The organism is Aurantimonas sp., from assembly GCF_964217435.1.
Classification (GTDB): Bacteria; Pseudomonadota; Alphaproteobacteria; order Rhizobiales; family Rhizobiaceae; genus Aurantimonas; species Aurantimonas coralicida.
The window spans coordinates 286239-308002 of record NZ_CAXPJM010000008.1; the positions used below are offsets into that span (position 1 = coordinate 286239).

The 21764-nt window shown below is 66.6% G+C and carries 15 protein-coding genes and 1 pseudogene; 8 read left to right on the forward strand and 8 right to left on the reverse strand.

Annotated features, from left to right (window positions below):
- Nucleotides 1-2: 2 nt before the first annotated feature.
- The 5 genes from ACEQX1_RS04615 (at nt 3) to hflX (ending at nt 7070) form a co-directional block, all read left to right on the forward strand.
- Complete coding sequence (locus ACEQX1_RS04615; RefSeq protein ID WP_370196545.1) at nt 3-2222, forward strand: ATP-binding protein; 2220 nt, start codon at nt 3-5, stop codon at nt 2220-2222.
- A 19-nt stretch (nt 2223-2241) separates the two neighbouring features.
- The gene (locus tag ACEQX1_RS04620) at nt 2242-3606 is read left to right on the forward strand and encodes a sigma-54 dependent transcriptional regulator (protein WP_187389723.1); all 1365 of its coding nucleotides are present in this window, start codon (nt 2242-2244) and stop codon (nt 3604-3606) included.
- A 142-nt stretch (nt 3607-3748) separates the two neighbouring features.
- Nucleotides 3749-5125, forward strand: coding sequence for a Trk system potassium transporter TrkA (trkA, locus tag ACEQX1_RS04625; protein ID WP_024350642.1), 1377 nt, complete (start codon nt 3749-3751; stop codon nt 5123-5125).
- Nucleotides 5126-5432: 307 nt separating this feature from the next.
- The gene (gene hfq / locus ACEQX1_RS04630; RefSeq protein ID WP_024350643.1) at nt 5433-5681 is read left to right on the forward strand and encodes an RNA chaperone Hfq; all 249 of its coding nucleotides are present in this window, start codon (nt 5433-5435) and stop codon (nt 5679-5681) included.
- The gene (gene hflX / locus ACEQX1_RS04635) at nt 5682-7070 is read left to right on the forward strand and encodes a GTPase HflX (protein ID WP_370196546.1); all 1389 of its coding nucleotides are present in this window, start codon (nt 5682-5684) and stop codon (nt 7068-7070) included.
- A gap of 21 nt (nt 7071-7091) precedes the next feature.
- On the opposite strand, the gene ACEQX1_RS04640 is transcribed toward hflX, so the two are convergent.
- Nucleotides 7092-8654, reverse strand: coding sequence for a DEAD/DEAH box helicase (locus tag ACEQX1_RS04640; RefSeq protein WP_370194892.1), 1563 nt, complete (start codon nt 8652-8654; stop codon nt 7092-7094).
- Between the two features lie 178 nt (nt 8655-8832).
- Between ACEQX1_RS04640 and ACEQX1_RS04645 the strand changes: the two genes are divergently transcribed.
- Nucleotides 8833-9504 carry an alpha/beta fold hydrolase gene (locus ACEQX1_RS04645; RefSeq protein ID WP_370194891.1) on the forward strand — a complete coding sequence of 224 codons (672 nt, stop codon included), beginning with the start codon at nt 8833-8835 and terminating at the stop codon, nt 9502-9504.
- Between the two features lie 9 nt (nt 9505-9513).
- On the opposite strand, the gene ACEQX1_RS04650 is transcribed toward ACEQX1_RS04645, so the two are convergent.
- The 4 genes from ACEQX1_RS04650 to ACEQX1_RS04665 form a co-directional block, all read right to left on the reverse strand.
- Complete coding sequence (locus tag ACEQX1_RS04650) at nt 9514-10104, reverse strand: hypothetical protein (protein ID WP_370194890.1); 591 nt, start codon at nt 10102-10104, stop codon at nt 9514-9516.
- Between the two features lie 50 nt (nt 10105-10154).
- Nucleotides 10155-12179, reverse strand: coding sequence for a DNA topoisomerase IV subunit B (gene parE / locus ACEQX1_RS04655; RefSeq protein WP_187389718.1), 2025 nt, complete (start codon nt 12177-12179; stop codon nt 10155-10157).
- 341 nt (nt 12180-12520) lie between these two features.
- Nucleotides 12521-13930, reverse strand: coding sequence for a type I glutamate--ammonia ligase (glnA, locus tag ACEQX1_RS04660; RefSeq protein ID WP_009209532.1), 1410 nt, complete (start codon nt 13928-13930; stop codon nt 12521-12523).
- A 52-nt stretch (nt 13931-13982) separates the two neighbouring features.
- Entirely contained in the window at nt 13983-14321 is a 339-nt protein-coding gene (locus ACEQX1_RS04665; protein ID WP_024350649.1) for a P-II family nitrogen regulator, read from the reverse strand.
- Nucleotides 14322-14613: 292 nt separating this feature from the next.
- Between ACEQX1_RS04665 and ACEQX1_RS04670 the strand changes: the two genes are divergently transcribed.
- The gene (locus ACEQX1_RS04670) at nt 14614-16143 is read left to right on the forward strand and encodes an NAD(P)H-hydrate dehydratase (RefSeq protein ID WP_370196547.1); all 1530 of its coding nucleotides are present in this window, start codon (nt 14614-14616) and stop codon (nt 16141-16143) included.
- Nucleotides 16144-16196: 53 nt separating this feature from the next.
- On the opposite strand, the gene ACEQX1_RS04675 is transcribed toward ACEQX1_RS04670, so the two are convergent.
- Both ACEQX1_RS04675 and uvrA read right to left on the reverse strand, forming a co-directional pair.
- The gene (locus tag ACEQX1_RS04675; RefSeq protein ID WP_370194882.1) at nt 16197-17003 is read right to left on the reverse strand and encodes a DUF72 domain-containing protein; all 807 of its coding nucleotides are present in this window, start codon (nt 17001-17003) and stop codon (nt 16197-16199) included.
- Between the two features lie 58 nt (nt 17004-17061).
- Nucleotides 17062-19911 (reverse strand): annotated as a pseudogene (gene uvrA / locus ACEQX1_RS04680) (excinuclease ABC subunit UvrA); the annotation flags it as partial.
- 271 nt (nt 19912-20182) lie between these two features.
- Here uvrA and ssb point away from each other — a divergent pair.
- Complete coding sequence (gene ssb, locus ACEQX1_RS04685) at nt 20183-20710, forward strand: single-stranded DNA-binding protein (protein WP_370196548.1); 528 nt, start codon at nt 20183-20185, stop codon at nt 20708-20710.
- A gap of 158 nt (nt 20711-20868) precedes the next feature.
- Here the strand turns inward: ssb and ACEQX1_RS04690 are convergent, their stop codons facing one another.
- A complete protein-coding gene (locus tag ACEQX1_RS04690; RefSeq protein WP_370194878.1) occupies nt 20869-21519 on the reverse strand; it encodes a MarC family protein in 651 nt (216 codons plus the stop codon).
- Nucleotides 21520-21764 lie beyond the last annotated feature (245 nt).

Genomic DNA, 21764 nt, shown 5'->3' on the forward strand with positions numbered 1-21764 from the left:
TCATGAGCCTGACACCCCAACAGAGCGCGCCCGAGGTTCCGTTCCTCATGGAGCGCCGTCGCTTCATGCTGGTTCCGGGGCTGATCGCGGTGGTCGGCGCGCTGATCACCGGCGCCATCTCCTTCGTCGTCCTGATGGGACTGACGCCGATCGCGCCGACCGACACGATCGTCACCATCGCCACCATCGTGAACGGCGCCTTCGTCGTGCTGCTCTGCGTCTTGATCGGGCGCGAGGTGCTGCGCATGGTCCGGGCTCGCCGCCAGGGCAGGGCGGCCTCCCGCCTGCATGTGCGCATCGTTGCCCTGTTCTCGATCGTCGCGGCCCTGCCGGCGCTGCTGGTGGCGATCGTTGCCGGCGTGACGCTCGATCTCGGACTGGATCGCTGGTTCGAGATCCGCACGCGCACCATCGTGGAATCGTCGATCAGCGTCGCCCGCGCCTATGTGAACGAGAACGCCCGCAATCTGCAGGGCTCGACCCTGTCGATGGCCTACGATCTCGACCAGCAGCGACGGCTGTTCGATCTCGACCAGAACGGTTTCGAGAACCTGATGACCGATCAGGCCAAGGGGCGCTCGCTGCTCGGCGCGCAGATTCTGCGGGCCGACGGCACGCCCTTCCTGCGGGCCGACGTGGCGGTCGAGCGGCCGCTGCCTGTGCCGCCGGAGGACGCGCTGCAGCGCGCAGCCGACGGCAATCTGGTGTTCATCCCGCCCGGCGTGACCAATCTCGTCGGTGCGATCATCAAGCTGCGGCAATTGCCCAACAGCTATCTCTACACGGTGCGGGCCGTCGATCCGGAAGTGCTCGACGCGCTGCGGCTGATGGAGGAGCGTTCGGCAGAATATTCCAGCCTGCAGGCCAACCGTCTGGGGCTGCAGGTGGCCTTCGCGCTGCTCTATCTGGGCATCATGCTGATCGTGCTCCTGTCGGCGATCTGGACCGGCATCGGCGTCGCCGACCGGCTGGTGCGGCCGATCCGGCTGCTGATGGGCGCAGCGGACGAGGTTTCGAGCGGCAACCTCGCCGTCTCGGTGCCGGTGCGGACCTCGGACGGCGATGTCGGCTCCCTGTCCAACACCTTCAACAACATGATCCTGCAGCTGCGCAGCCAGCGCTCCGAGCTGGTCCACGCCAAGGACGTCATCGACGAACGCCGGCGTTTCACCGAGGCGGTGCTGTCCGGCGTGACGGTGGGCGTCATCGGCGTCGAGCGCGACGGCTCGGTGTCGATGCTGAACCCGTCCGCCGAGCGGATCCTGCACGTCGACGCCAAGGCCGTCGTCGGCCGGTCACTCACCGAGACGTTCCCGACCATCGGCCAGGTCTTCGAGGCCGCGACCGCCTCGTCGCGCCCCGAATTCCAAGAGCAGGTGAAGCTGCGCATCCGCGATCGCGAGCGCGTCCTGGCCATCCGCATCACCTCGTCGGAGGAGAGCGAGGGCGCGCGCTCCAGCGTCGTGACGATCGACGACATCACCGATCTCGTCGACGCGCAGCGATCCTCCGCCTGGGCCGACGTCGCAAGGCGCATCGCGCATGAGATCAAGAACCCGCTAACCCCGATCCAGCTTTCGGCCGAGCGCATCCGGCGGCGCTACGGCAAGCGCATCGAGGACGACCGCGAGGTCTTCGACCGGTGCATCGAGACAATCATCCGGCAGGTCTCCGACATCGGCCGGATGGTGGACGAATTCTCCACCTTCGCCCGGATGCCGAAGCCGCGCATGGAACCAAAGGACCTGCGCGAAGCGTTGCGGGAAGCGGTGTTCATGCGGGAAATGGGGGATCACGGTATTTCGTTCGTTGCCGAGATTCCCGACGAGCCGCTGCTGGGCTCCTTCGATATTCGCCTGCTCTCCCAGGCCTTCGGAAATCTCGTCAAGAATGCGGTGGAATCGCTCGAGACCGCCGAGGTCGCCGACGGGCAGATCCGCATCCGGGCCGTGCCGGGCCGGGAGCGGCATCTGGTCGAGATCAGCGACAATGGCCGGGGATTTCCCCGGGAGGATCGAGATCGGCTTCTGGAGCCCTACATGACCACGCGCGAGAAGGGGACCGGGCTGGGCCTCGCCATCGTGCGGAAGATCATCGAGGAACACGGCGGGACGATCGAACTCGACGACGCGCCCGATCAGCCGCAGGGGGCGATGGTCCGCATCACCCTGCCGGCGGATGGCTTTGCAGACGCGGACATCCGGGAGAATGCCGGGACATGAGAAAGGATTGGTGAGATCGATGGCATCGGACATCCTGATCGTCGACGACGAAGCCGACATCCGCGAACTGGTGGCGGGAATCCTCGAGGACGAGGGGCACGAGACCCGGACAGCGGGGGGATCGGACGCCGCGTTGCAGTCGATCGCCGAGCGCGTGCCGCGCCTGGTCTTCCTCGACATCTGGCTGCAGGGCAGCCGCCTCGACGGCCTCGACCTGCTCGACGCCATCAAGGCGCAGCATCCCGAAGTCCCGGTGGTGATGATCTCCGGTCACGGCAATATCGAGACCGCCGTCTCGGCGATCCGGCGCGGCGCCTATGACTACATCGAGAAGCCGTTCAAGGCCGATCGCCTGATCCTGGTGGCCGAGAGGGCGCTGGAGAACTCCAAGCTCAAGCGCGAGGTTTCCGAACTGCGCCGGCGCTCGTCCGACTTCGCCGAGCTGATCGGCAAGTCGCATCCGATGAACCAGCTGCGCACGCTGATCGAGCGCGTTGCGCCGACCAACAGCCGCGTGATGATCCTCGGCGCGTCGGGGTCCGGCAAGGAAATGGTCGCGCGGGCAATCCATGCCGGGTCGGCCCGTGCCGATGCGCCCTTCGTAGCGCTGAACGCCGCGGCGATCACGCCCGACCGCATGGAGGTCGAACTCTTCGGCACCGAGGCGCCTCCCGGCGTCGAGCGCAAGGTCGGCGCGCTGGAGGAGGCCCATGGCGGCGTCCTGTTCCTCGACGAGGTCGGGGACATGCCGCGCGAAACCCAGAACAAGATCCTGCGCGTGCTGACCGAACAGACCTTCGAGCGGGTTGGTGGCTCGAAGCGTGTGAAGGTCGATGTCCGCATTGTCTCGTCGACGGCCCAGAACCTGGAATCGATGATCGCCGAGGGCGCCTTCCGCGAGGACCTCTACCATCGCCTCGCCGTGGTCCCGGTCCAGGTTCCGCCGCTTGCCGAGCGGCGCCAGGACATCCCGCTGCTGATCGAAGCTTTCATGACGCAGATCAGCGAGCAGACCGGCATCAAGCCGCGGGCGATCAGCCCGGAGGCGATGGCGGTGCTGCAATCCAGCGAATGGCCCGGCAACGTCCGCCAGCTCCGCAACAATGTCGAGCGGCTGATGATCCTGTCGCGCGAAGGCGACGCCGAGACGACGATCTCGGCCGACATGCTGCCGCGCGAGGTCGGCGAGATGCTGCCGCAGACGCCGAGCCAGTCGGACGGGCAGATCCTGGCCCTGCCCCTGCGCGACGCGCGCGAGGTGTTCGAGAAGGAATATCTGGTGGCGCAGATCAATCGCTTCGGCGGCAACATTTCGCGCACCGCGGAATTCGTCGGCATGGAGCGCTCGGCACTGCATCGCAAGCTGAAGTCGCTCGGCATCTAGGCTCTTCATCCGCCGATCCGACCCGCCGGGGCCCGTCGATGCCGGACGGGCGGGCAGGGTGCCGCGAGCAGCCTTTGCGCTTGTCCTCGCGAAGCATTAGGAACGCGGCTCTGAAGAGTTCGGCGTTTGAAGGGCGGAACGGATGAGAGTCGTGATCTGTGGTGCAGGCCAGGTCGGGTACGGCATTGCCGAACGACTGGCGTCCGAGCGCAACGACGTCTCGGTGATCGACACCTCTCGTTCGCTTGTCCAGAACATCCGCGACAATCTCGACGCAAGGGGCTTCGTCGGCCACGGCGCCCATCCGGACGTGCTGGCCGAGGCGGGCGCCGAGCAGGCCGATATGATCATCGCCGTGACGCTGCACGACGAGGTGAACATGGTCGCCTGCCAGGTGGCCCACTCGCTGTTCAACGTACCCACCAAGATCGCCCGCATCCGCTCGCAGAGCTATCTGCGCTCGCACTGGCAGGATCTGTTCTCGACCGACAACATGCCGATCGACGTGATCATTTCGCCGGAAGTCGAGGTCGGCGAGATGGCGCTGCGCCGGATCGCGCTGCCGGGGGCCATGGATGTCGTGCGGTTCGCAGACGACAGCATCGCCATGGTCGCCATCGAGTGCCGGGACGACTGCCCGGTGGTCGACACGCCGCTTGCCCAGCTTACCGATCTGTTTCCCGACCTGAAGGCGACCGTCGTCGGCATCCTGCGCGGCGACAAATTGTTCGTACCGGCCTCGTCGGACCAGATGGTGGCCGGCGACATCGCCTATGTCGTGGCGGAGCGCAGCCATGTGAAGCGGACGCTGGGCCTGTTCGGCCACGAAGAGCCGGAAGCCGGGCGGATCGTCATCGTCGGCGGCGGCAATATCGGCTTCTACGTCGCCCAGCAGATGGAAAAGCGCAGCCTTGGCGCCAAGATCCGCGTGCTCGAGACCAAGCACGAGCGGGCGGTGACCATCGCCGACAGCCTGAAGCGCACCATCGTCCTGCATGGCAGCGGCCTCGACCAGACCATTCTCAACGAGGCCGACATCGCCGAGGCCGATCTGCTCGTTGCGCTGACCAATGACGACAAGGTGAACATCCTCTCCAGCGTCATGGCCAAGCGGCTGGGCTGCAAGGGCAATCTCGCCCTGCTGAACGATCCCGACTACCAGACCTTCACGCGCACGCTGGGCATCGACGCCTTCATCAATCCGCGCTCGGTGACGATCTCGCGCGTGCTGCAGCATGTGCGCCGGGGACGCATCCGCGCCGTGCACTCGATCCAGAACGGCCTGGCCGAAGCGATCGAGGCCGAGGCGCTGGAAACCTCGCCCCTGGTCGGTACGCCGCTGCGCGACCTGAACCTTCCGCACAATCTGCGGGTCGGCGCGATCTATCGCAACGGCCAGTTCGTGCGCCCGGACGGCCAGACCAAGATCAAGGCGAAGGACCGGGTGGTGATCTTCGCCGCGGCCGGTGCCGTGCGCCATGTCGAGCAGCTTTTCCGGGTCAGCCTCGAATTCTTCTGATCGGCGCGGGACGCCCCCTGTTGCGCACGGCCGCGCCGACATAAATGTCGGCGTGAGAGCCTGACTGCGCTTGATGTCCGGCCTGCGCCGGTGTCATGTCCGAAGGGAGTTCTCCTTGCGGCAGAGCCGGCCATCGCCGGCTTGGCAGATTCTGCACGCAGGAGAGGTGAGCATCCGCAGGTCCGGCGGCGAGACCTGCGAGAGACGACGAAGCCGTATTGCCCGGGTCGACGGGTGCAGGACAATGCGCGGAACGACCGGCGAAGACCGGTTCAGCCGACGCCAATAAGAACAGGACAAGGACCACATGGCCGAACGCACGCAGAACCTTCAGGATCTCTTTCTCAACACCGTCCGCAAGCAGAAGATTTCGCTGACGATCTTCTTGGTCAACGGCGTCAAGCTGACCGGCGTCGTTACCTCCTTCGACAATTTCTGCGTGCTGCTGCGCCGCGACGGGCATTCCCAGCTGGTCTACAAGCACGCCATCTCCACCATCATGCCGTCCCAGCCCGTGCACATGTACGATGGCAGCGACGAAGACAGGAAAGACTGATTGGCCGAACATAGAGAAGTGGGGCCGCGAGGCCCGATCGAACACAAGACCGTTCCGACCCGTGCGGCGGTCTACGTCCCCGTGTTCAAGCAATATCCCGTGCAGGACGATGTGGCGGGCGCGGCTGAGGCGCCGCGTCGGAGCCACGATGCGCGCCTGGCCGAGGCCATGGGCCTCGCCGCGGCCATCGGGCTCGACATCGTCGCCAGCGGTATCGTCAGCGGCCAGCGGCCGCGTCCGGCGACACTGATCGGCACCGGCAAGGTCGAGGAAATGAAGGGCGTGATCGCCAGCGAGGAGATCGGGCTGGTCGTCTTCGACCATCCGCTCACCCCGGTGCAGCAGCGCAATCTGGAACGGGAGCTGAACGTCAAGGTTCTCGACCGGACCGGTCTCATTCTCGAGATCTTCGGCGAGCGGGCGCGCACCAAGGAAGGACGCCTGCAGGTCGAACTCGCGCATCTGAACTATCAGCGCGGCCGGCTCGTGCGCAGCTGGACCCATCTGGAGCGTCAGCGCGGTGGTGCCGGCTTCCTCGGCGGTCCGGGCGAGACCCAGATCGAATCCGACCGGCGGCAGCTGCAGGAGAAGATCAAGCGGCTCGAGAAGGACCTGGAACAGGTCCGGCGGACCCGGCAGCTTCACCGCGCCCAGCGCAAGAAGGCGCCGCATCCGGTGGTCGCGCTCGTCGGCTATACCAATGCCGGCAAGTCGACGCTGTTCAACCGGCTGACCGGCGCCGACGTGATGGCGAAGAATCTGCTCTTCGCCACGCTTGATCCCACCCTGCGTCGCACGACCCTGCCGCACGGCACCGAGATCCTGTTCTCCGACACGGTGGGCTTCGTCTCGGACCTGCCGACGCATCTGGTGGCGGCCTTCCGGGCGACGCTGGAAGAGGTGATCGAGGCCGACATCGTTTTACATGTGCGCGACGTGGCCGATCCCGACACGCTGGCCCAGGCCGAGGACGTGCGCAAGATCCTGCGCGACCTCGACATCGACGTCGATGACAGCGACCACGTGGTCGAGATCTGGAACAAGGTGGACCTGCTCGACGAGGCCGGCCTCCAGCATCTGGCGACGATGCGCGAGAGCCTGCCGGATACCGACGCCGTGCATGTCGTGTCGGCAGTGACCGGCTTCGGCGTGGACACGTTGCTGGTGGATATCGAGCGGCGGATCGGCGGCGGCACGGTGACGCTGACCGTGGACGTGGCGCCCGACGCCATGGGCTTCGTGCCGTGGATCTACGAGAACGCCACGGTGACGGCGCGCGACGACCGCGAGGACGGCGCCGTGTCGCTGACGATGGACATCACCAAGCAGGCCCGGACAGAATTACGCCGGATGAGCGAGCACGCATCCGGCGTTTCGTTTCAGCGCTGAGAGCGGGTCAGGCCGGCACCGTCAGGTGCCGGTCCCGATCAGCATGAAGGCGGGAATGTCGTCGCCGAAACCGACCGGCGACTTGCCGTTGTCGTCGTTGCGGCCGCCACGCGGCGCGGCGGGCTTGGCACCACGGGTCCGAGAGGACGATGCGGCGGGACGCGCCCGATCGCTGGAGGCTGCACGGCTGCGGCTCGGCTTCTGGACCGGTGCCACATCCTCTTCGACGGTTTCCACCGGAGCATCGCGCGTGATCGCCTCGACGGGCACATCCAGCTCGCCGGCTTCGGCGCGAACCACGGCCGGTTCCGCTTCGATCGCCTGTTCCGGCGCCGTCTCGCTTGCCGGCTCCGCTGCGGCGGCACCACCGCGACGACGTGTCGAGGACCCCGAGCGTCGGCCACTGCCGCTGCGACGCGCCGGCTTCTCGCTGGTCTCGTCGTCGGAAACGGCGCTGACCGGTTCGCCGAGCCACTCGATCTCGTTGCCGATCAGCTTCTCGATGGCGTCGAGATGCTTCTTGTCGGCCTTGGTCGCCAGGGTGAAGGCTGCACCCGAACGTCCGGCCCGGCCGGTGCGGCCGATGCGATGGACATAGTCCTCGGCATGGATCGGCACGTCGAAATTGAAGACGTGGCTGACGGCCGGGATGTCGAGGCCGCGCGCGGCGACGTCGGAAGCGACCAGCAACTGGATCTTGTTGTCGCGGAAGCCCTGCAGCATCGCGGTGCGCGAACGCTGGTCCATGTCGCCATGCAGCGCGCCGGCGGAGAAGCCGTGGCGCTCCAGCGAGCGGAACAGTGTCGCCACGTCCCGCTTGCGGTTGCAGAAGATGATGGCGTTGGTCAGTTCGGTCTGGTCGCGGATGACTCGGCGCAACGTATCGCGCTTCTCGAAGTCGTCCTTCTTGGTGGCGACCAAACGCTGCGTCACCGTCAGCGCGGCCGAGGCCGGCTTGGCGACTTCGACGCGAACCGGGTTCTGGAGGAACTGCTCGGTCAGGCGCGTGATCTCCGGCGGCATGGTGGCCGAGAAGAACAGGGTCTGACGCGAGACCGGCAGCAGCTTGCAGATGCGCTCGATGTCCGGGATGAAGCCCATGTCCAGCATGCGGTCGGCTTCGTCGATGACGAGCACTTCCACCGCGGTCATCAGCAGCTTGCCGCGCTCGAAATGGTCGAGCAGGCGGCCCGGCGTGGCGATCAGGACGTCGGCGCCGCGGTCGATCTTGCGATCCTGATCTGCGAAGGAGACGCCACCGATCAGCAGCGCGACATTGAGCTTCTGGTCGAGACCGTAGCGGGTAAAGGATTCGGCGACCTGCGCGGCGAGTTCGCGCGTCGGCTCTATGATCAGGGTGCGGGGCATGCGGGCCCGCGCGCGCCCCTTCTCGAGCATGGTCAACATCGGCAGGACGAAGGACGCGGTCTTGCCGGTTCCCGTCTGCGCAATTCCCAGGACATCGCGGCGCTCAAGCGCATGCGGAATGGCCTGTTCCTGAATCGGCGTCGGTTCATTGTATCCGGCTGCATGTACGGCAGCCAGAACCTTGGCGCTCAGGCCGAGTTCGGAAAAGAGTTTCAAGCTAGCTGTTCTCTTGGGTAAATGGGAGGTTGCGTTCGGTAGCGTTTGAAAGCCCATCTCATGGGGGCGATAGGGCGAGCACGAGCGCGAGTCAACCGATACGCCCCAAATGGGGCTTTTCACCGGGATTTACAGGGCAGAAATCGTGAATTTCGTCTCAATTGTCATGATTCCGGGCTTGTTGTGCACCGACGACCTGTATCGCGATCAGATCGCGGCCCTGGCCGGACATCCGATCCGGATCGCCGATACCACCAGCGACGCGTCGGTCACCGCCATGGCGGAGCGGCTCCTTGCCGATGCGCCCGACAGGTTCGCGCTCTGCGGTCTGTCCATGGGCGGCTACGTGGCGCTGGAGGTGCTGCGACTGGCGCCGGAGCGCGTGCTGGCGGCGGCCCTGATGGCGACGAGCCACCGCGCCGACACGCCCGAGCAGACCGCCATGCGCCACCAGCTCATCGCGACGGCACGGGAAGAGGGGATCGAGCCGGTCGCGCGTCTGCTCTGTGAGCGCCTCGTCGCGCCGGAGACGGCGAGTGCGACGCTCAGGGAGCGCATCGTTCAAATGGCCACGTCAATCGGTGTCGAGGGTTTCGTTCGCCAGCAGCAGGCGATCATCGACCGGCCGGACCAGAGCGACCGACTTCCGACGATCAAGGTTCCGGTGACGGTCGTCGCCGGGGAGGCGGATGCGATCATCCCCCCGGAGCGCGCGCGCGAAATGGCCGCGGCGATCCCGGGCGCGCGGCTGGAGATGCTGCCGGCGACCGGGCACATGGTGACGATGGAGCGGCCGGACCGCACCAGCGAGATCCTGCGGCGCAGCCTCGCCGAGGCCGCCGCAGGCTGAGCCGCCGGCTCAGTTGGTCGCCGGGCCGAACATGTAAGGCTGGTCCGGGAAGAAGTGCAGTTCGTAGGTCTCGGCGATCTCGCCATCCGAGGGCAGGAGATCGAAGAACAGCGACAGGCTGTTGGGCTCGGTCTCGCTCGGTTCGTCGGCCCGGTAGCCGACGACGGCGCCCTCGATCTGGTTGAGTTCCCGGATCTCGGTGCTGGAGCGCAGCGTCAGATTGGTGCCGCTGCCTTCGAGCTGCTGGACGAAGAAATGGTAATCCGTCTCGTCGGCCGGGGACTGGACCATGATCGTGCGCCAAACGCCCTGGACGTCGCCGTCCGACCACGGGCCGACGATCTGCACGTCCTCGATCAGCGGCGAGAGCGCTTCGGCAGCGGCCGCCGGATCGTTGGCGCCGCCGGCCGCCGGTGCAGCGGTCGCGGGTGCTGCGGGGGCGGCTTCATTCGTGGCAGCCGAGGCGGCGGGGGCGGCCTGTTCGGCAGCCGGGGCCGCGGCGGGTGCGGCGTCGGTCGCCTGCGCCAGAGCCGCGTTCTGGACCATCATGAGGGCCGCCAGGCTGACGCCGGCGAAGGTGCTTGCGGAACGAATGACCATCTTCGGACTCCCTGTGCCGGATCTGGTCGCTCTCTTACGGGGCGTGCCCGTCAGATGTCCAGATCCTCGACGAAGGCGGCGCGGTCCTGCAGGAAGCGGAAGCGCGCCTCGGGCTTGTTGCCCATCAGCGCATTGACCGCCCCGGAGGTGCCGGCTTCGGGCGTTTCATCCATGTGGACGCGCAGCAGCGTGCGCTTGCGCGGGTCCATGGTGGTTTCCTTGAGCTGCGCTGGCAGCATCTCGCCGAGACCCTTGAAGCGCGAAATCTCCACCTTGCCGCGGCCCTTGAAGTCACGTGCGATCAGGCGTTCACGGTCGGCGTCGTCGCGGGCATAGGCGGTCTTGCCGCCCTGGGTCAGCTTGTAGAGCGGCGGCACGGCGAGGAAGAGGTGACCGCCGCGGATCAGCTCCGGCATCTCCTGGTAGAAGAAGGTGATCAGCAGCGAGGCGATATGGGCGCCGTCGACGTCGGCGTCGGTCATGATGATCACGCGCTCGTAGCGCAGATCCTCTTCGCGGTATTTCGACCGCGTGCCGCAGCCCAAAGCCTGGATGAGATCGGCGAGCTGCTGGTTGGCGCCGAACTTCTCGCGGCCCGCCGAAGCGACGTTCAGGATCTTGCCGCGCAAAGGCAGGATCGCCTGCACCTTGCGGTCGCGGGCCTGCTTGGCCGAGCCGCCGGCGGAATCACCCTCGACGATGAAGATCTCGGCATTGACCGAACCGCTCTGCGAGCAGTCGGCCAGCTTGCCAGGCAGGCGCAGCTTGCGGGTCGCGCTCTTGCGGCTGACTTCCTTTTCCTGGCGGCGGCGCAGCCGCTCGTCGGCGCGCTCGACCACCCAGTCGATCAGCCGCGCCGCGTCCTGCGGCGAGGAGGCGAGCCAGATGTCGAAGGAATCGCGCATCGACTGCTCGACGATACGCTGGGCCTCGGCCGTGGCCAGCCGGTCCTTGGTCTGGCCGACGAATTCCGGCTCGCGGATGAAGACCGACAGCATCGCCGACGCCGTCAGCATGATGTCGTCGCCGGTGATCACGGCGGCACGCTTGTTGCCGGACACCTCGGCGAAGGCCTTGAGGCCGCGCAGCAGCACCGAGCGGAGGCCCGCTTCGTGGGTGCCGCCCTCCGGCGTCGGGATGGTGTTGCAGTAGGAGCGGACGAAGCCGTCGTCGGCGGTCCAGCTCACCGCCCATTCGACCGCGCCGTGGCCGGAGACCTTCTCGGTGCGCCCGGCGAAGATCTGCGAGGTGACGCGGCCCTGCTTGTCGAGCGTTCCGTCGAGATAGTCCTTCAGGCCGCCGGGGAAGTGGAAGGTATCGCGGGACGGCACGCTGCCGTCGACCGGCAGCAGCGACGGGTCGCAGGCCCAGCGGATCTCGACGCCGCCGAAGAGATAGGCCTTGGACCGCGCCATGGCGAGCAGCCGTTCCGGACGGAAGCGGGCGCCGGCGCCGAAAATCTCCGGGTCAGGCCGGAACCGGATCCGCGTGCCGCGGCGGTTCTGGACGTCGCCGATCTCCTCCAGCCCGGTCTGGGCGTGGCCGCGCGAATAGGTCTGGCGATAGAGCCTGCGGTTGCGGGCGACCTCGACCTCGAGCGTCTCGGACAGGGCGTTGACGACGGACACGCCGACGCCGTGCAGGCCGCCGGAGGTCTCGTAGACCTTGGAATCGAACTTACCGCCGGCATGCAGCGTCGTCATGATGACTTCGAGCGCCGACTTGTCGCGATATTTGGGATGCGGATCGATGGGGATGCCGCGCCCGTTGTCGGCGACCGACAGGGTGCCGTCGGCTTCCAGCGCCACCTCGATGAAATTGGCATGCCCCGCGGTCGCCTCGTCCATCGAATTGTCGATGACCTCGGCGAAGAGGTGATGCAGCGCCTTTTCGTCGGTGCCGCCGATATACATGCCGGGACGACGACGGACCGGCTCGAGCCCTTCGAGAACCTCGATGTCCGCCGCGGTGTATTCGGCCGGTTCCTGGAGATTGGCTGCCGGGCGCGGCTTGGCGCTGGGCTTCGGCGCTCGCGGCTGGCGCGCGGCGTTGCCGGAAAACAGATCGTCGCTCATCGCGCGGCGAACTCCCTGGCGGATCGCCACATGACGCGCGTCGTTGGGGTCGAGCGCTCGTAAACCATGCCGTGATGCCTATACTTTCACGAAATGTTCTTCAAGCGCCCGGTTCTGCCGGGGGCAGGGAAAGCGCCGATTGTCGGATTTATCCACGGTTTCCGGCGTTGCGACCGGGACAGGTGAGATGGCCGCCGCCCGAACGGCTCCGGGGCAGCGTCTCCGGCGCCCCGCATGACCAGCGTCTTCACTGCAACAAAAAGGGGGCGCCGATGGCACCCCCTCCCGTTCGGTCCGTGAAGACCCGATGGTCGCCGCCGGCAGCCGGCGACCGGTTCGGATCAGACCGAGTAGTACATGTCGAACTCGACCGGATGCGGGGTCATCTCGAAACGCAGGACCTCGGCCATCTTCAGGTCGATGAAGGCGTCGATCTGGTCGTCGTCGAAGACGCCACCGGCCTTGAGGAAGTCGCGATCGGTATCCAGCGCTTCCATCGCCTCGCGCAGCGAGCGGCAGACCGTCGGGATTTCCTTCAGCTCTTCCGGCGGCAGGTCGTACAGATCCTTGTCCATGGCCGAGCCCGGGTGGATCTTGTTCTTGATGCCGTCGAGGCCGGCCATCAGCATCGCCGCGAAGGCGAGATACGGATTGGCGGTCGGATCGGGGAAGCGGACCTCGACGCGCTTGGCCTTCGGCGACTGGCCGAACGGGATGCGGCAGGAGGCCGAGCGGTTGCGGGCCGAATAGGCCAGCAGCACCGGAGCCTCGTAGCCCGGGACCAGGCGCTTGAACGAGTTGGTCGACGGGTTGGTGAAGGCGTTCAGGGCCTTGGCGTGCTTGATGATGCCGCCGATGTAGAACAGCGCGCTCTCCGACAGACCGGCATATTCGTCGCCGGCGAAGGTCGGCTTGCCGTTCTTCCAGATCGACTGGTGGACGTGCATGCCCGAGCCGTTGTCGCCGAAGACCGGCTTCGGCATGAAGGTCGCCGTCTTGCCGTAGGCGTTCGCCACCTGGTGGATGACGTATTTGTAGATCTGCATCTTGTCGGCGTTGCGGGTCAGCGTGTCGAACTTGATGCCAAGCTCGTGCTGGGCCGCGGCGACCTCGTGGTGATGCTTCTCGACCGCGACGCCCATCTCGGCCATGACGGTGAGCATTTCCGAGCGCATGTCCTGGCAGGAATCGATCGGAGGCAGCGGGAAGTAGCCGCCCTTGATGCGCGGACGGTGGCCGAGATTGCCTGTCTCGTACTCGGCGTCGTCATTCGACGGCAGCTCGGTGGAGTCGAGCTTGAAGCCGGTGTTGTACGGGTCGGCCTTGTAGCGGACGTCGTCGAAGATGAAGAACTCGGCTTCCGGACCGAAGAACGCCGTGTCGCCGGTGCCCGACTGGGTCAGGTAGGCTTCGGCCTTCTTGGCGGTCGAGCGCGGGTCGCGGTTGTAGGCCTCGCCGGAGACCGGGTCGAGAATGTCGCAGACGATCGCCATGGTCGACTGGGCGAAGAACGGGTCCATGTAGGCCGTCTCGGGATCCGGCATGAGAACCATGTCGGACTCGTTGATCGCCTTCCAGCCGGCGATCGACGAACCGTCGAACATCGTGCCCTCGGAGAACAGGTCCTCGTCGACCAGGGTGACGTCCATGGTCACGTGCTGGGACTTGCCCTTGGGGTCGGTGAAGCGCAGGTCGACGAATTTCACGTCGTTGTCCTTGACCTGCTTCAGGATGTCGTTGGCGCTCGTCATGGCGGTCCTTCCTATTATCGAACTCTGAGACTGTGTGTGGGAAGCTGCTGGATCAGATCGCGTCGGTGCCGGCTTCGCCGGTCCGGATGCGGATCGCTTCCTCGATGTTGGAGACGAAGATCTTGCCATCGCCGATGCGGCCGGTCTGGGCCGCCTTGCGGATGGCTTCCACGGCGGCAGCGACGGTCTCGTCCGCAAGGACGATCTCGACCTTCACCTTCGGCAGAAAATCGACGACGTATTCGGCCCCGCGGTAGAGTTCCGTATGGCCCTTCTGCCGCCCGAATCCCTTGGCCTCTGTGACGGTGATGCCCTGAAGCCCCACTTCCTGCAGGGCCTCCTTCACCTCATCCAGCTTGAAGGGCTTGATGATGGCCTCAACCTTCTTCATCGACATTCCTTCTCGACGTTGTCCCCGTCACGGGCCGCCGGCCCGTCGAACCCGCTGTAGCAGGTCGCGTGCCAAAGACGACCTCCTACGGTGAACGCTTCGAAATAGTCCACCGGAACGATCGGGAAAGCGGAAATTTCGGTTACCGGCGCCTTCCTGTCCTATGATCCACGGTGGATGGCTCCCAGGAGCGCCGATTGCTCTGTGCTCGGAATGGCTACACGAGGGCACCCGCCATGTCACCCAGACTGCACATCCCGTGATCAGAATGTCCATTTATTAGGCACACTCCATGACGAAAATTGCTGCACATGATCTGGCGCTGCTCGACCCGGTGCAGATGGCCGAGGCCGACCGTCTGACGATCGCCGGTGGCATGGCCGGGATCGCATTGATGGAGCGGGCGGCGGCCGCGGTGGCGGGGGCCATCCGCCGATCCTTTCCGAAGGCGCGGCGCATCGCGGTGCTGGCCGGTCCCGGCAACAATGGCGGCGATGCCTGGGCCGCCGCGCGGCTCTTGAGCGAGGCCGGCTGCGAGCCGACGGTCTACAGCCTCGTCGCGCCGGATACGCTCAACGGCGATGCGGCACTGGCGGCCGCCGGCTATGGCGGCCCGTGGCAGAAGCTCGAGGCTTTTGCTCCGGATGCTGGTTTCGATCTCGTCGTCGACGGCCTGTTCGGCGCCGGGCTGGCGCGTCCCGTGGAGGGCGAGGCGGCGCGGGCCATCGCGGCAGTGAACGCCGTGCAGATACCGGTCGTCGCCATCGATCTGCCGTCGGGCATTTCCGGTGCGAGCGGCGAGCCGCTGGGCACGGCGCTCCGGGCCGATCTTACGGTGACGTTCTTCCGGCGAAAGCCGGGCCATCTGCTGGAGCCAGGGCGAAGCGCCTGCGGCCGTGTGGTTGTTGCCGACATCGGCATCTCCGACGCCGTCCTCGAAATGATCGCGCCGCGGGTCTTCGCCAACGGGCCGGGCCTGTTCCGCAACCCGGCGACATCGCCGCGCGATGCCGGTCACAAATACGATCGCGGCCATGCCGTGGTGTTTTCCGGCGGCATGGCCCGGACCGGGGCAGCCCGGCTGGCCGCCATGGCCGCGCTGCGCGGCGGGGCAGGGCTCGTCACCGTCTATGCGCCGGGCGCGGCGCTGATGGCCCATGCCGCGCATCTGACCGCCATCATGCTGGAGCGCTGCAACGATGCTGCGGATCTCGACGCACTCTTGAGCGATGCGCGCACCAACGCCTTCGTGCTCGGACCCGGTTTCGGGATCGGCGAGGATGCGCGTTGCTACGCCCGTACGGTTCTCGCAGCAGGCCGGCGGCTGGTGCTCGATGCCGACGGGATCACGTCGTTCCAGGATGAACCGGAGACGCTGTTTGCCGCGGCAAAGGCGGCGGCAAGCGACGACGGGACGCCGCTGGTGCTGACGCCCCATGCCGGCGAGTTCAAGCGGCTGTTTCCCGACCTTGCGAGCGACGAGAGCCTGTCGAAGCTGGAGCGGACGCGGAGTGCGGCCCGGCGCGCCGGCGCCGTCATCATCCTGAAGGGGCGCGATACGGTCATCGCCGCACCGGACGGGCGGGCCGCGATCAATGCCAACGGTACTCCTTGGCTGGCGACCGCCGGCAGCGGCGACGTTCTGTCGGGGATCGTCGCCGCGCAACTGGCGCAGGGCGCCCCGAGCTTCGAGGCTGCCTGCGCTGGGGTCTGGATGCACGCTCGTGCCGCCGAGCATTTCGGGCCCGGCCTGATCGCCGAGGATCTGGCGCCGATGCTGCCGCGGGTCCATGCCGAACTGGCGGCGGTGCCGTCAGCCTGACGGACCGGAGCGCGCGGCGCTCATGTCAACGAGAGTGGCGCAGGCGTGACGGCTCAGTCGTCCAGGCGCTCCTGCAGCGCCATCGCGGCCTGCGGCGCGCGGACTTTTCCCTCGCGGATGAAATAGACGAAGACGTCGCGCGGCGCCTCTGCCGCGACCGTCTCCGGATCGTGCCGCGGCAGGTCGGCGGGCTGGCCGCCCGACGCCCAGTGCCTGGCGCGCTCCGCCCAGGCATCGAGCGCGTCGGCCGGATAGCCGGTCGCGATCCCGGCGTCGCCCTTCTGCAGCCGGGCATAGACGAAATCGGCGGTGACGTCGGCGATCTCGGGGTAGTCGGCGCTCTCGGCATAGACGATGGCGACGCCGGCCTCGCGGCACATCTGCACGGCCTGCGGGCAGGCGAAGCTCTCGTGACGCAGTTCCACGACATTGCGCAGGGCGATGCCGCCGGCGCTGGCCGGCAGCAGTTTCAGGAAGGCGCCGAAATCGTCCGGGTCGAACTGCTTGGTGGCGGCCAGCTGCCACAGCAGCGGTCCCAGCTTGTCGCCGAGTTCGGCAATGCCGGACTCCACGAAACGCTGGATGGATTCGCCGCCCTCGGCCAGAACCTTGCGGTTCACCGCATAGCGCGGCGCCTTCAGCGAGAAGACGAAGCCCTCTGGCGCCTCGCTCGCCCATTTGGCGAAGGTCTCCGGCTTCTGGCTCCGGTAGAAGGTGCCATTGACCTCGATCGTTTTCAGCTTCGATGCGGCATATTCGAGCTGACGCTTCTTCGGCAGGTCGTCCGGGTAGAAACTTCCTTCCCAGGGCTCGAAGGTCCAGCCGCCGATGCCCGTGCGGATCGTGCCGCGTCCTGCCATGTCGGTCCCCTCTCAGCCGCGGTCGCTATTCGGCCGCCTCGCGCTTGATGCCCGGCCGCCGCTCCAGCAGCTCGCGCAGGAAATGGCCGGTATAGGAGCGCTCGACCTTGACCACGTCCTCGGGCGTGCCTGTGGCGACGATCTCGCCGCCGCCATCGCCGCCCTCGGGTCCGATGTCGACGACCCAGTCGGCGGTCTTGATGACCTCGAGATTGTGCTCGATGACGACGATCGTGTTGCCGCGGTCGACGAGGTCGTGCAGCACTTCCAGAAGCTTGGCGACGTCGTGGAAATGCAGGCCGGTGGTCGGCTCGTCGAGGATATAAAGCGTGCGGCCGGTCGCCTTGCGCGACAGCTCCTTGGCCAGCTTGACGCGCTGCGCCTCGCCGCCGGACAGGGTGGTCGCCTGCTGGCCGACCTTGATGTAGCCGAGCCCGACCTCCTTCAGCGTCGCAAGCTTGTCGCGCACGACCGGGACGGCCGCGAAGAAGTCGACGCCTTCCTCGACCGTCATGTCGAGAACGTCAGCGATCGACTTCTCCTTGAAGGTGACCTCCAGCGTTTCGCGATTGTAGCGCTTGCCGTGGCAGACGTCGCAGGTGACGTAGACATCGGGCAGGAAGTGCATCTCGATCTTGATGACGCCGTCGCCCTGGCACGCCTCGCAGCGGCCGCCCTTGACGTTGAAGGAGAAGCGGCCGGGCTGGTAGCCGCGGGCCTTGGCTTCGGGCAGGCCGGCGAACCAGTCGCGGATCGGCGTGAAGGCGCCGGTATAGGTCGCCGGGTTCGAGCGCGGCGTCCGGCCGATGGGCGACTGGTCGATGTCGATGACCTTGTCGAGATGCTCCAGCCCCTCGACCCGGTCGTGCTCGGCGGGAATGTCGCGACCGTTGGAAATGCGCCGCGATGCCGCCTTGTAGAGCGTCTCGATCAGGAAGGTGGACTTGCCGCCGCCCGACACGCCGGTGACGCAGTTGAACAGGCCGAGCGGGATCTCGGCCGAGACGTTCTTGAGATTGTTGCCGCGCGCGCCGACGACCTTGAGCTGCTTGCCCTTCTGCGGCTTGCGGCGCTTCTCCGGCACCGGCACGCCGAGGTCGCCCGACAGATAGCGACCGGTCAGCGAGCGCGGATTGGCCATGACCTCGCCCGGCGTGCCGGCGGCGATGATCTCGCCGCCATGGACGCCGGCAGCCGGACCGATATCGACCACATGGTCGGCGGTGAGGATGGCGTCCTCGTCATGCTCGACGACGATCACGGTGTTGCCGATGTCGCGGAGATGCTTGAGCGTTTCCAGGAGCCGCGCATTGTCGCGCTGGTGCAAGCCGATCGAGGGCTCGTCCAGGACATAGAGAACGCCGGTCAGTCCCGAGCCGATCTGCGAAGCCAGCCGGATGCGCTGGCTCTCGCCGCCCGACAACGTGCCTGAGGCCCGCGAGAGTGTCAGATAGTCGAGGCCGACATCGTTGAGGAAGCGCAGCCGCTCGCGGATCTCCTTGAGGATGCGGACGGCGATCTCGTTCTGCTTGTCGGTGAGCTTGGACGGCAGCTCCTCGAACCAGCCGGCGGCGGCGCGGATCGACTGCTCGGTGATCTCGCCGACATGGCAGCCGGCGATCTTCACCGCCAGCGCCTCGGGCTTCAGCCGGTAGCCGTTGCAGGCCGGGCAGGGGGTCGCCGACATGAAGCGCTCGATCTCCTCGCGCATCCAGGCCGATTCCGTCTCCTTCCAGCGACGCGCCAGATTGGTGACGACGCCCTCGAAGACCTTGGTGGTCTTGTAGGAGCGCAGGCCGTCATTGTAGCGGAACTCAATCTTCTGCTTGCCGGTGCCGTGGAGAATGGCGTTGCGGGCCTCCTCCGACAGCTCGGTCCAGCGATCGCTCTGCTTGAAGCCGTATTGCCGGCCGAGCGCATCGAGGGTCTGGCCGTAATAGGGCGAGGAGGATTTTGCCCAAGGCGCGATGGCGCCGCCCTTCAGGGTCAGGGCGTCGTTCGGCACGACCAGCTTGGGGTCGACGGCCTGCTGCGAGCCGATGCCGTCGCAACGCGGGCAGGCGCCGAAGGGATTGTTGAAGGAAAACAGCCGCGGCTCGATCTCGGGGATGGTGAAGCCGGAGACCGGGCAGGCGAATTTTTCCGAGAAGACGAGCTGTTTGGCATGGCCGTTCTCGTCGACGCCGTCGGCGAATTCGGCAATCGCCAGACCGTCCGCAAGACCGAGCGCGGTCTCAATGGAATCGGCCAGCCGCGACGACAGGTCGTCACGCACCACGATGCGGTCGACGACCACGTCGATATCGTGCTTGTACTTCTTGTCCAGCGCCGGAGCGTCGGCGATGTCGTGGAACTCGCCGTCGATGCGAACGCGCTGGAAGCCCTTCTTCTGGAGCTCGGCCAGTTCCTTGCGGTACTCGCCCTTGCGGCCGCGCACGATGGGCGCCAGCAGATAGAGCCGCGTGCCTTCCTCCAGCGCCATGACCCGGTCGACCATCTGGCTGACGGTCTGGCTCTCGATCGGCAGGCCGGTGGCCGGCGAATAGGGCACGCCGACCCGGGCGAAGAGCAGGCGCAGATAATCGTAGATCTCGGTGACCGTGCCCACGGTCGAGCGCGGGTTCTTCGACGTCGTCTTCTGCTCGATGGAGATGGCCGGCGACAGACCCTCGATCTGGTCGACGTCGGGCTTCTGCATCATTTCAAGGAACTGCCGCGCATAGGCGGACAGGCTCTCGACATAGCGGCGCTGGCCCTCGGCATAGATGGTGTCGAAGGCGAGCGACGACTTTCCCGAACCCGACAGGCCGGTCATCACGATCAGCTTGTCGCGCGGAATCTCCAGGTCGACATTCTTGAGATTGTGTTCGCGCGCGCCGCGAATGGAGATCGTCTTGAGTTCGGCCATGACGCGAAATGCAGTCCTTGCGGGTGGGAAACGGACCCTACTTAGGTGCGGGACCGGACTCTTCCAAGGCGGGGTCCGAACCGTTCTGCTTGACTCCGGTCAGATGATGTTCTTTTTTTGTTCCAGTCAAGGCCGAGCCGGCGCAATGGCGCCGCCCGAAGATCGCGGTTCAGCGGCGGCGGACAAGGCGGTGGACGACGGGCCCGGGCTGCTTTCGTCCAGTCGCGCGGTCGGATAGGGTCGCGCCGATTTTCAGATTTGGAGTTTCGTCATGGCAGGCAGTGTCAACAAGGTCATTCTGGTGGGCAATCTCGGGGCCGATCCCGAGATCCGCCGCCTGAATTCCGGCGACGCCGTCGTCAATCTGCGGATCGCGACCTCGGAATCCTGGCGCGACCGCCAGTCGGGCGAGCGTCGCGAACGCACCGAATGGCACAACGTCGTGATCTTCAACGAGAACCTGGTGAAGGTCGCCGAGCAGTTCCTGAAGAAGGGCTCGAAGATCTATATCGAGGGTGCGCTGCAGACCCGCAGCTGGGAAGACCAGTCGGGCCAGAAGCGCTACACCACCGAGGTCGTGCTGCAGAAGTTCCGCGGCGAGCTGCAGATGCTCGACGGCCGCAACGAAGGCGGCGGCGGCGGTGGCGGTGCTGGCGGTGGCGGCGGTTATGACCGCGGCGGCGGCGGCGGCGGCGGTGGCCGTATCGAGCAGGGCGGCGGTGGCGGCGGCGACCGGGGCTATGGCGGCGGCGGCGGTGGCGGCTCGTCCCGTGACCTCGACGACGAAATCCCGTTCTGATCGCCAAACCGATCGCAGAATGAGAGGGCATCCGGCGAAAGCCGGGTGCCCTTTTCGTTGTGAGGATGGGGCGAACGGGACGTGGCGACGGACTGCGGAGCGCTCCGCCCGACGTGACGCGCCGAGGCCCATGGTGCCCTGCCGGCGTCGCGTCGCGATCAGCTCAGGGCCGTCGCGCCTTGCTGGCTGGTGCGGATGAGCTCCGCGGCGCCGTCGGCGACGAACTGCACCGCGAGGGCGGCCAGGAGAACGCCGAGCAGCCGTGAGATCACCGCGCGCCCGGTAACGCCGAGGAACCGGTCGACCCGGTGGGCGAGGGCAAGGAAGGCGAAGCTGACGGTGAGCGCCGTGAAGATCACCCCGACCAGCGCCGCCTGACCACCGAGGCTGGGCAGCGAGCCCGACAGCAGGATCACCGCCGAGATGGCGCCCGGACCGGCGATCAGCGGGATCGCCATCGGGAAGGCGGCGACGTCGGCGGCGTCGGGATCGTCCACGGCCTTGTTGGCGCTGCGCTGCTTGCGCTCATTGCGCTTCTCGAACACCAGCTCGAAGGCGATCCAGAACAGGAACAGGCCACCGGCGACCCGGAAGGCGCCGAGGGTGATGCCGAGCGTGCGCAGGATGCCGAGGCCGAAGAGGGCGAAGACCGTCAGGATCGCGAAGGCGATCAGGCAGGCGCGCAGCGCGGTCCGCTGGCGCTCCTTCTCGTTCATCTCCGGCGTCAGGGCGAGGAACAGCGGCACCAGCCCGAGCGGGTCGATGATGACGAAGAGGGTGACGAACCCCGACAGGAGAAGATCGAACATGGGTTCCGCGATCCCGTGAAGCCTTGGCCATCGATAACAGGTGGCGCCAGCCGGTCAAAGGCCGTCGGGTGGAAAACCGCCGAATCGGCTGATTCCCGCCGCGCAGCCGGGTTTTCGGCGGCTGGGCGCCGGGCGCATGTCGCGGTTTCTTTTGGATAGCGCGTAAGCGGCTGGCAACATTGGCCTTTCGAGGCCGCGCAAATGGGCGCTGCAATTGCTCCTGCGGGCTGTTCGGGCTATAGGCA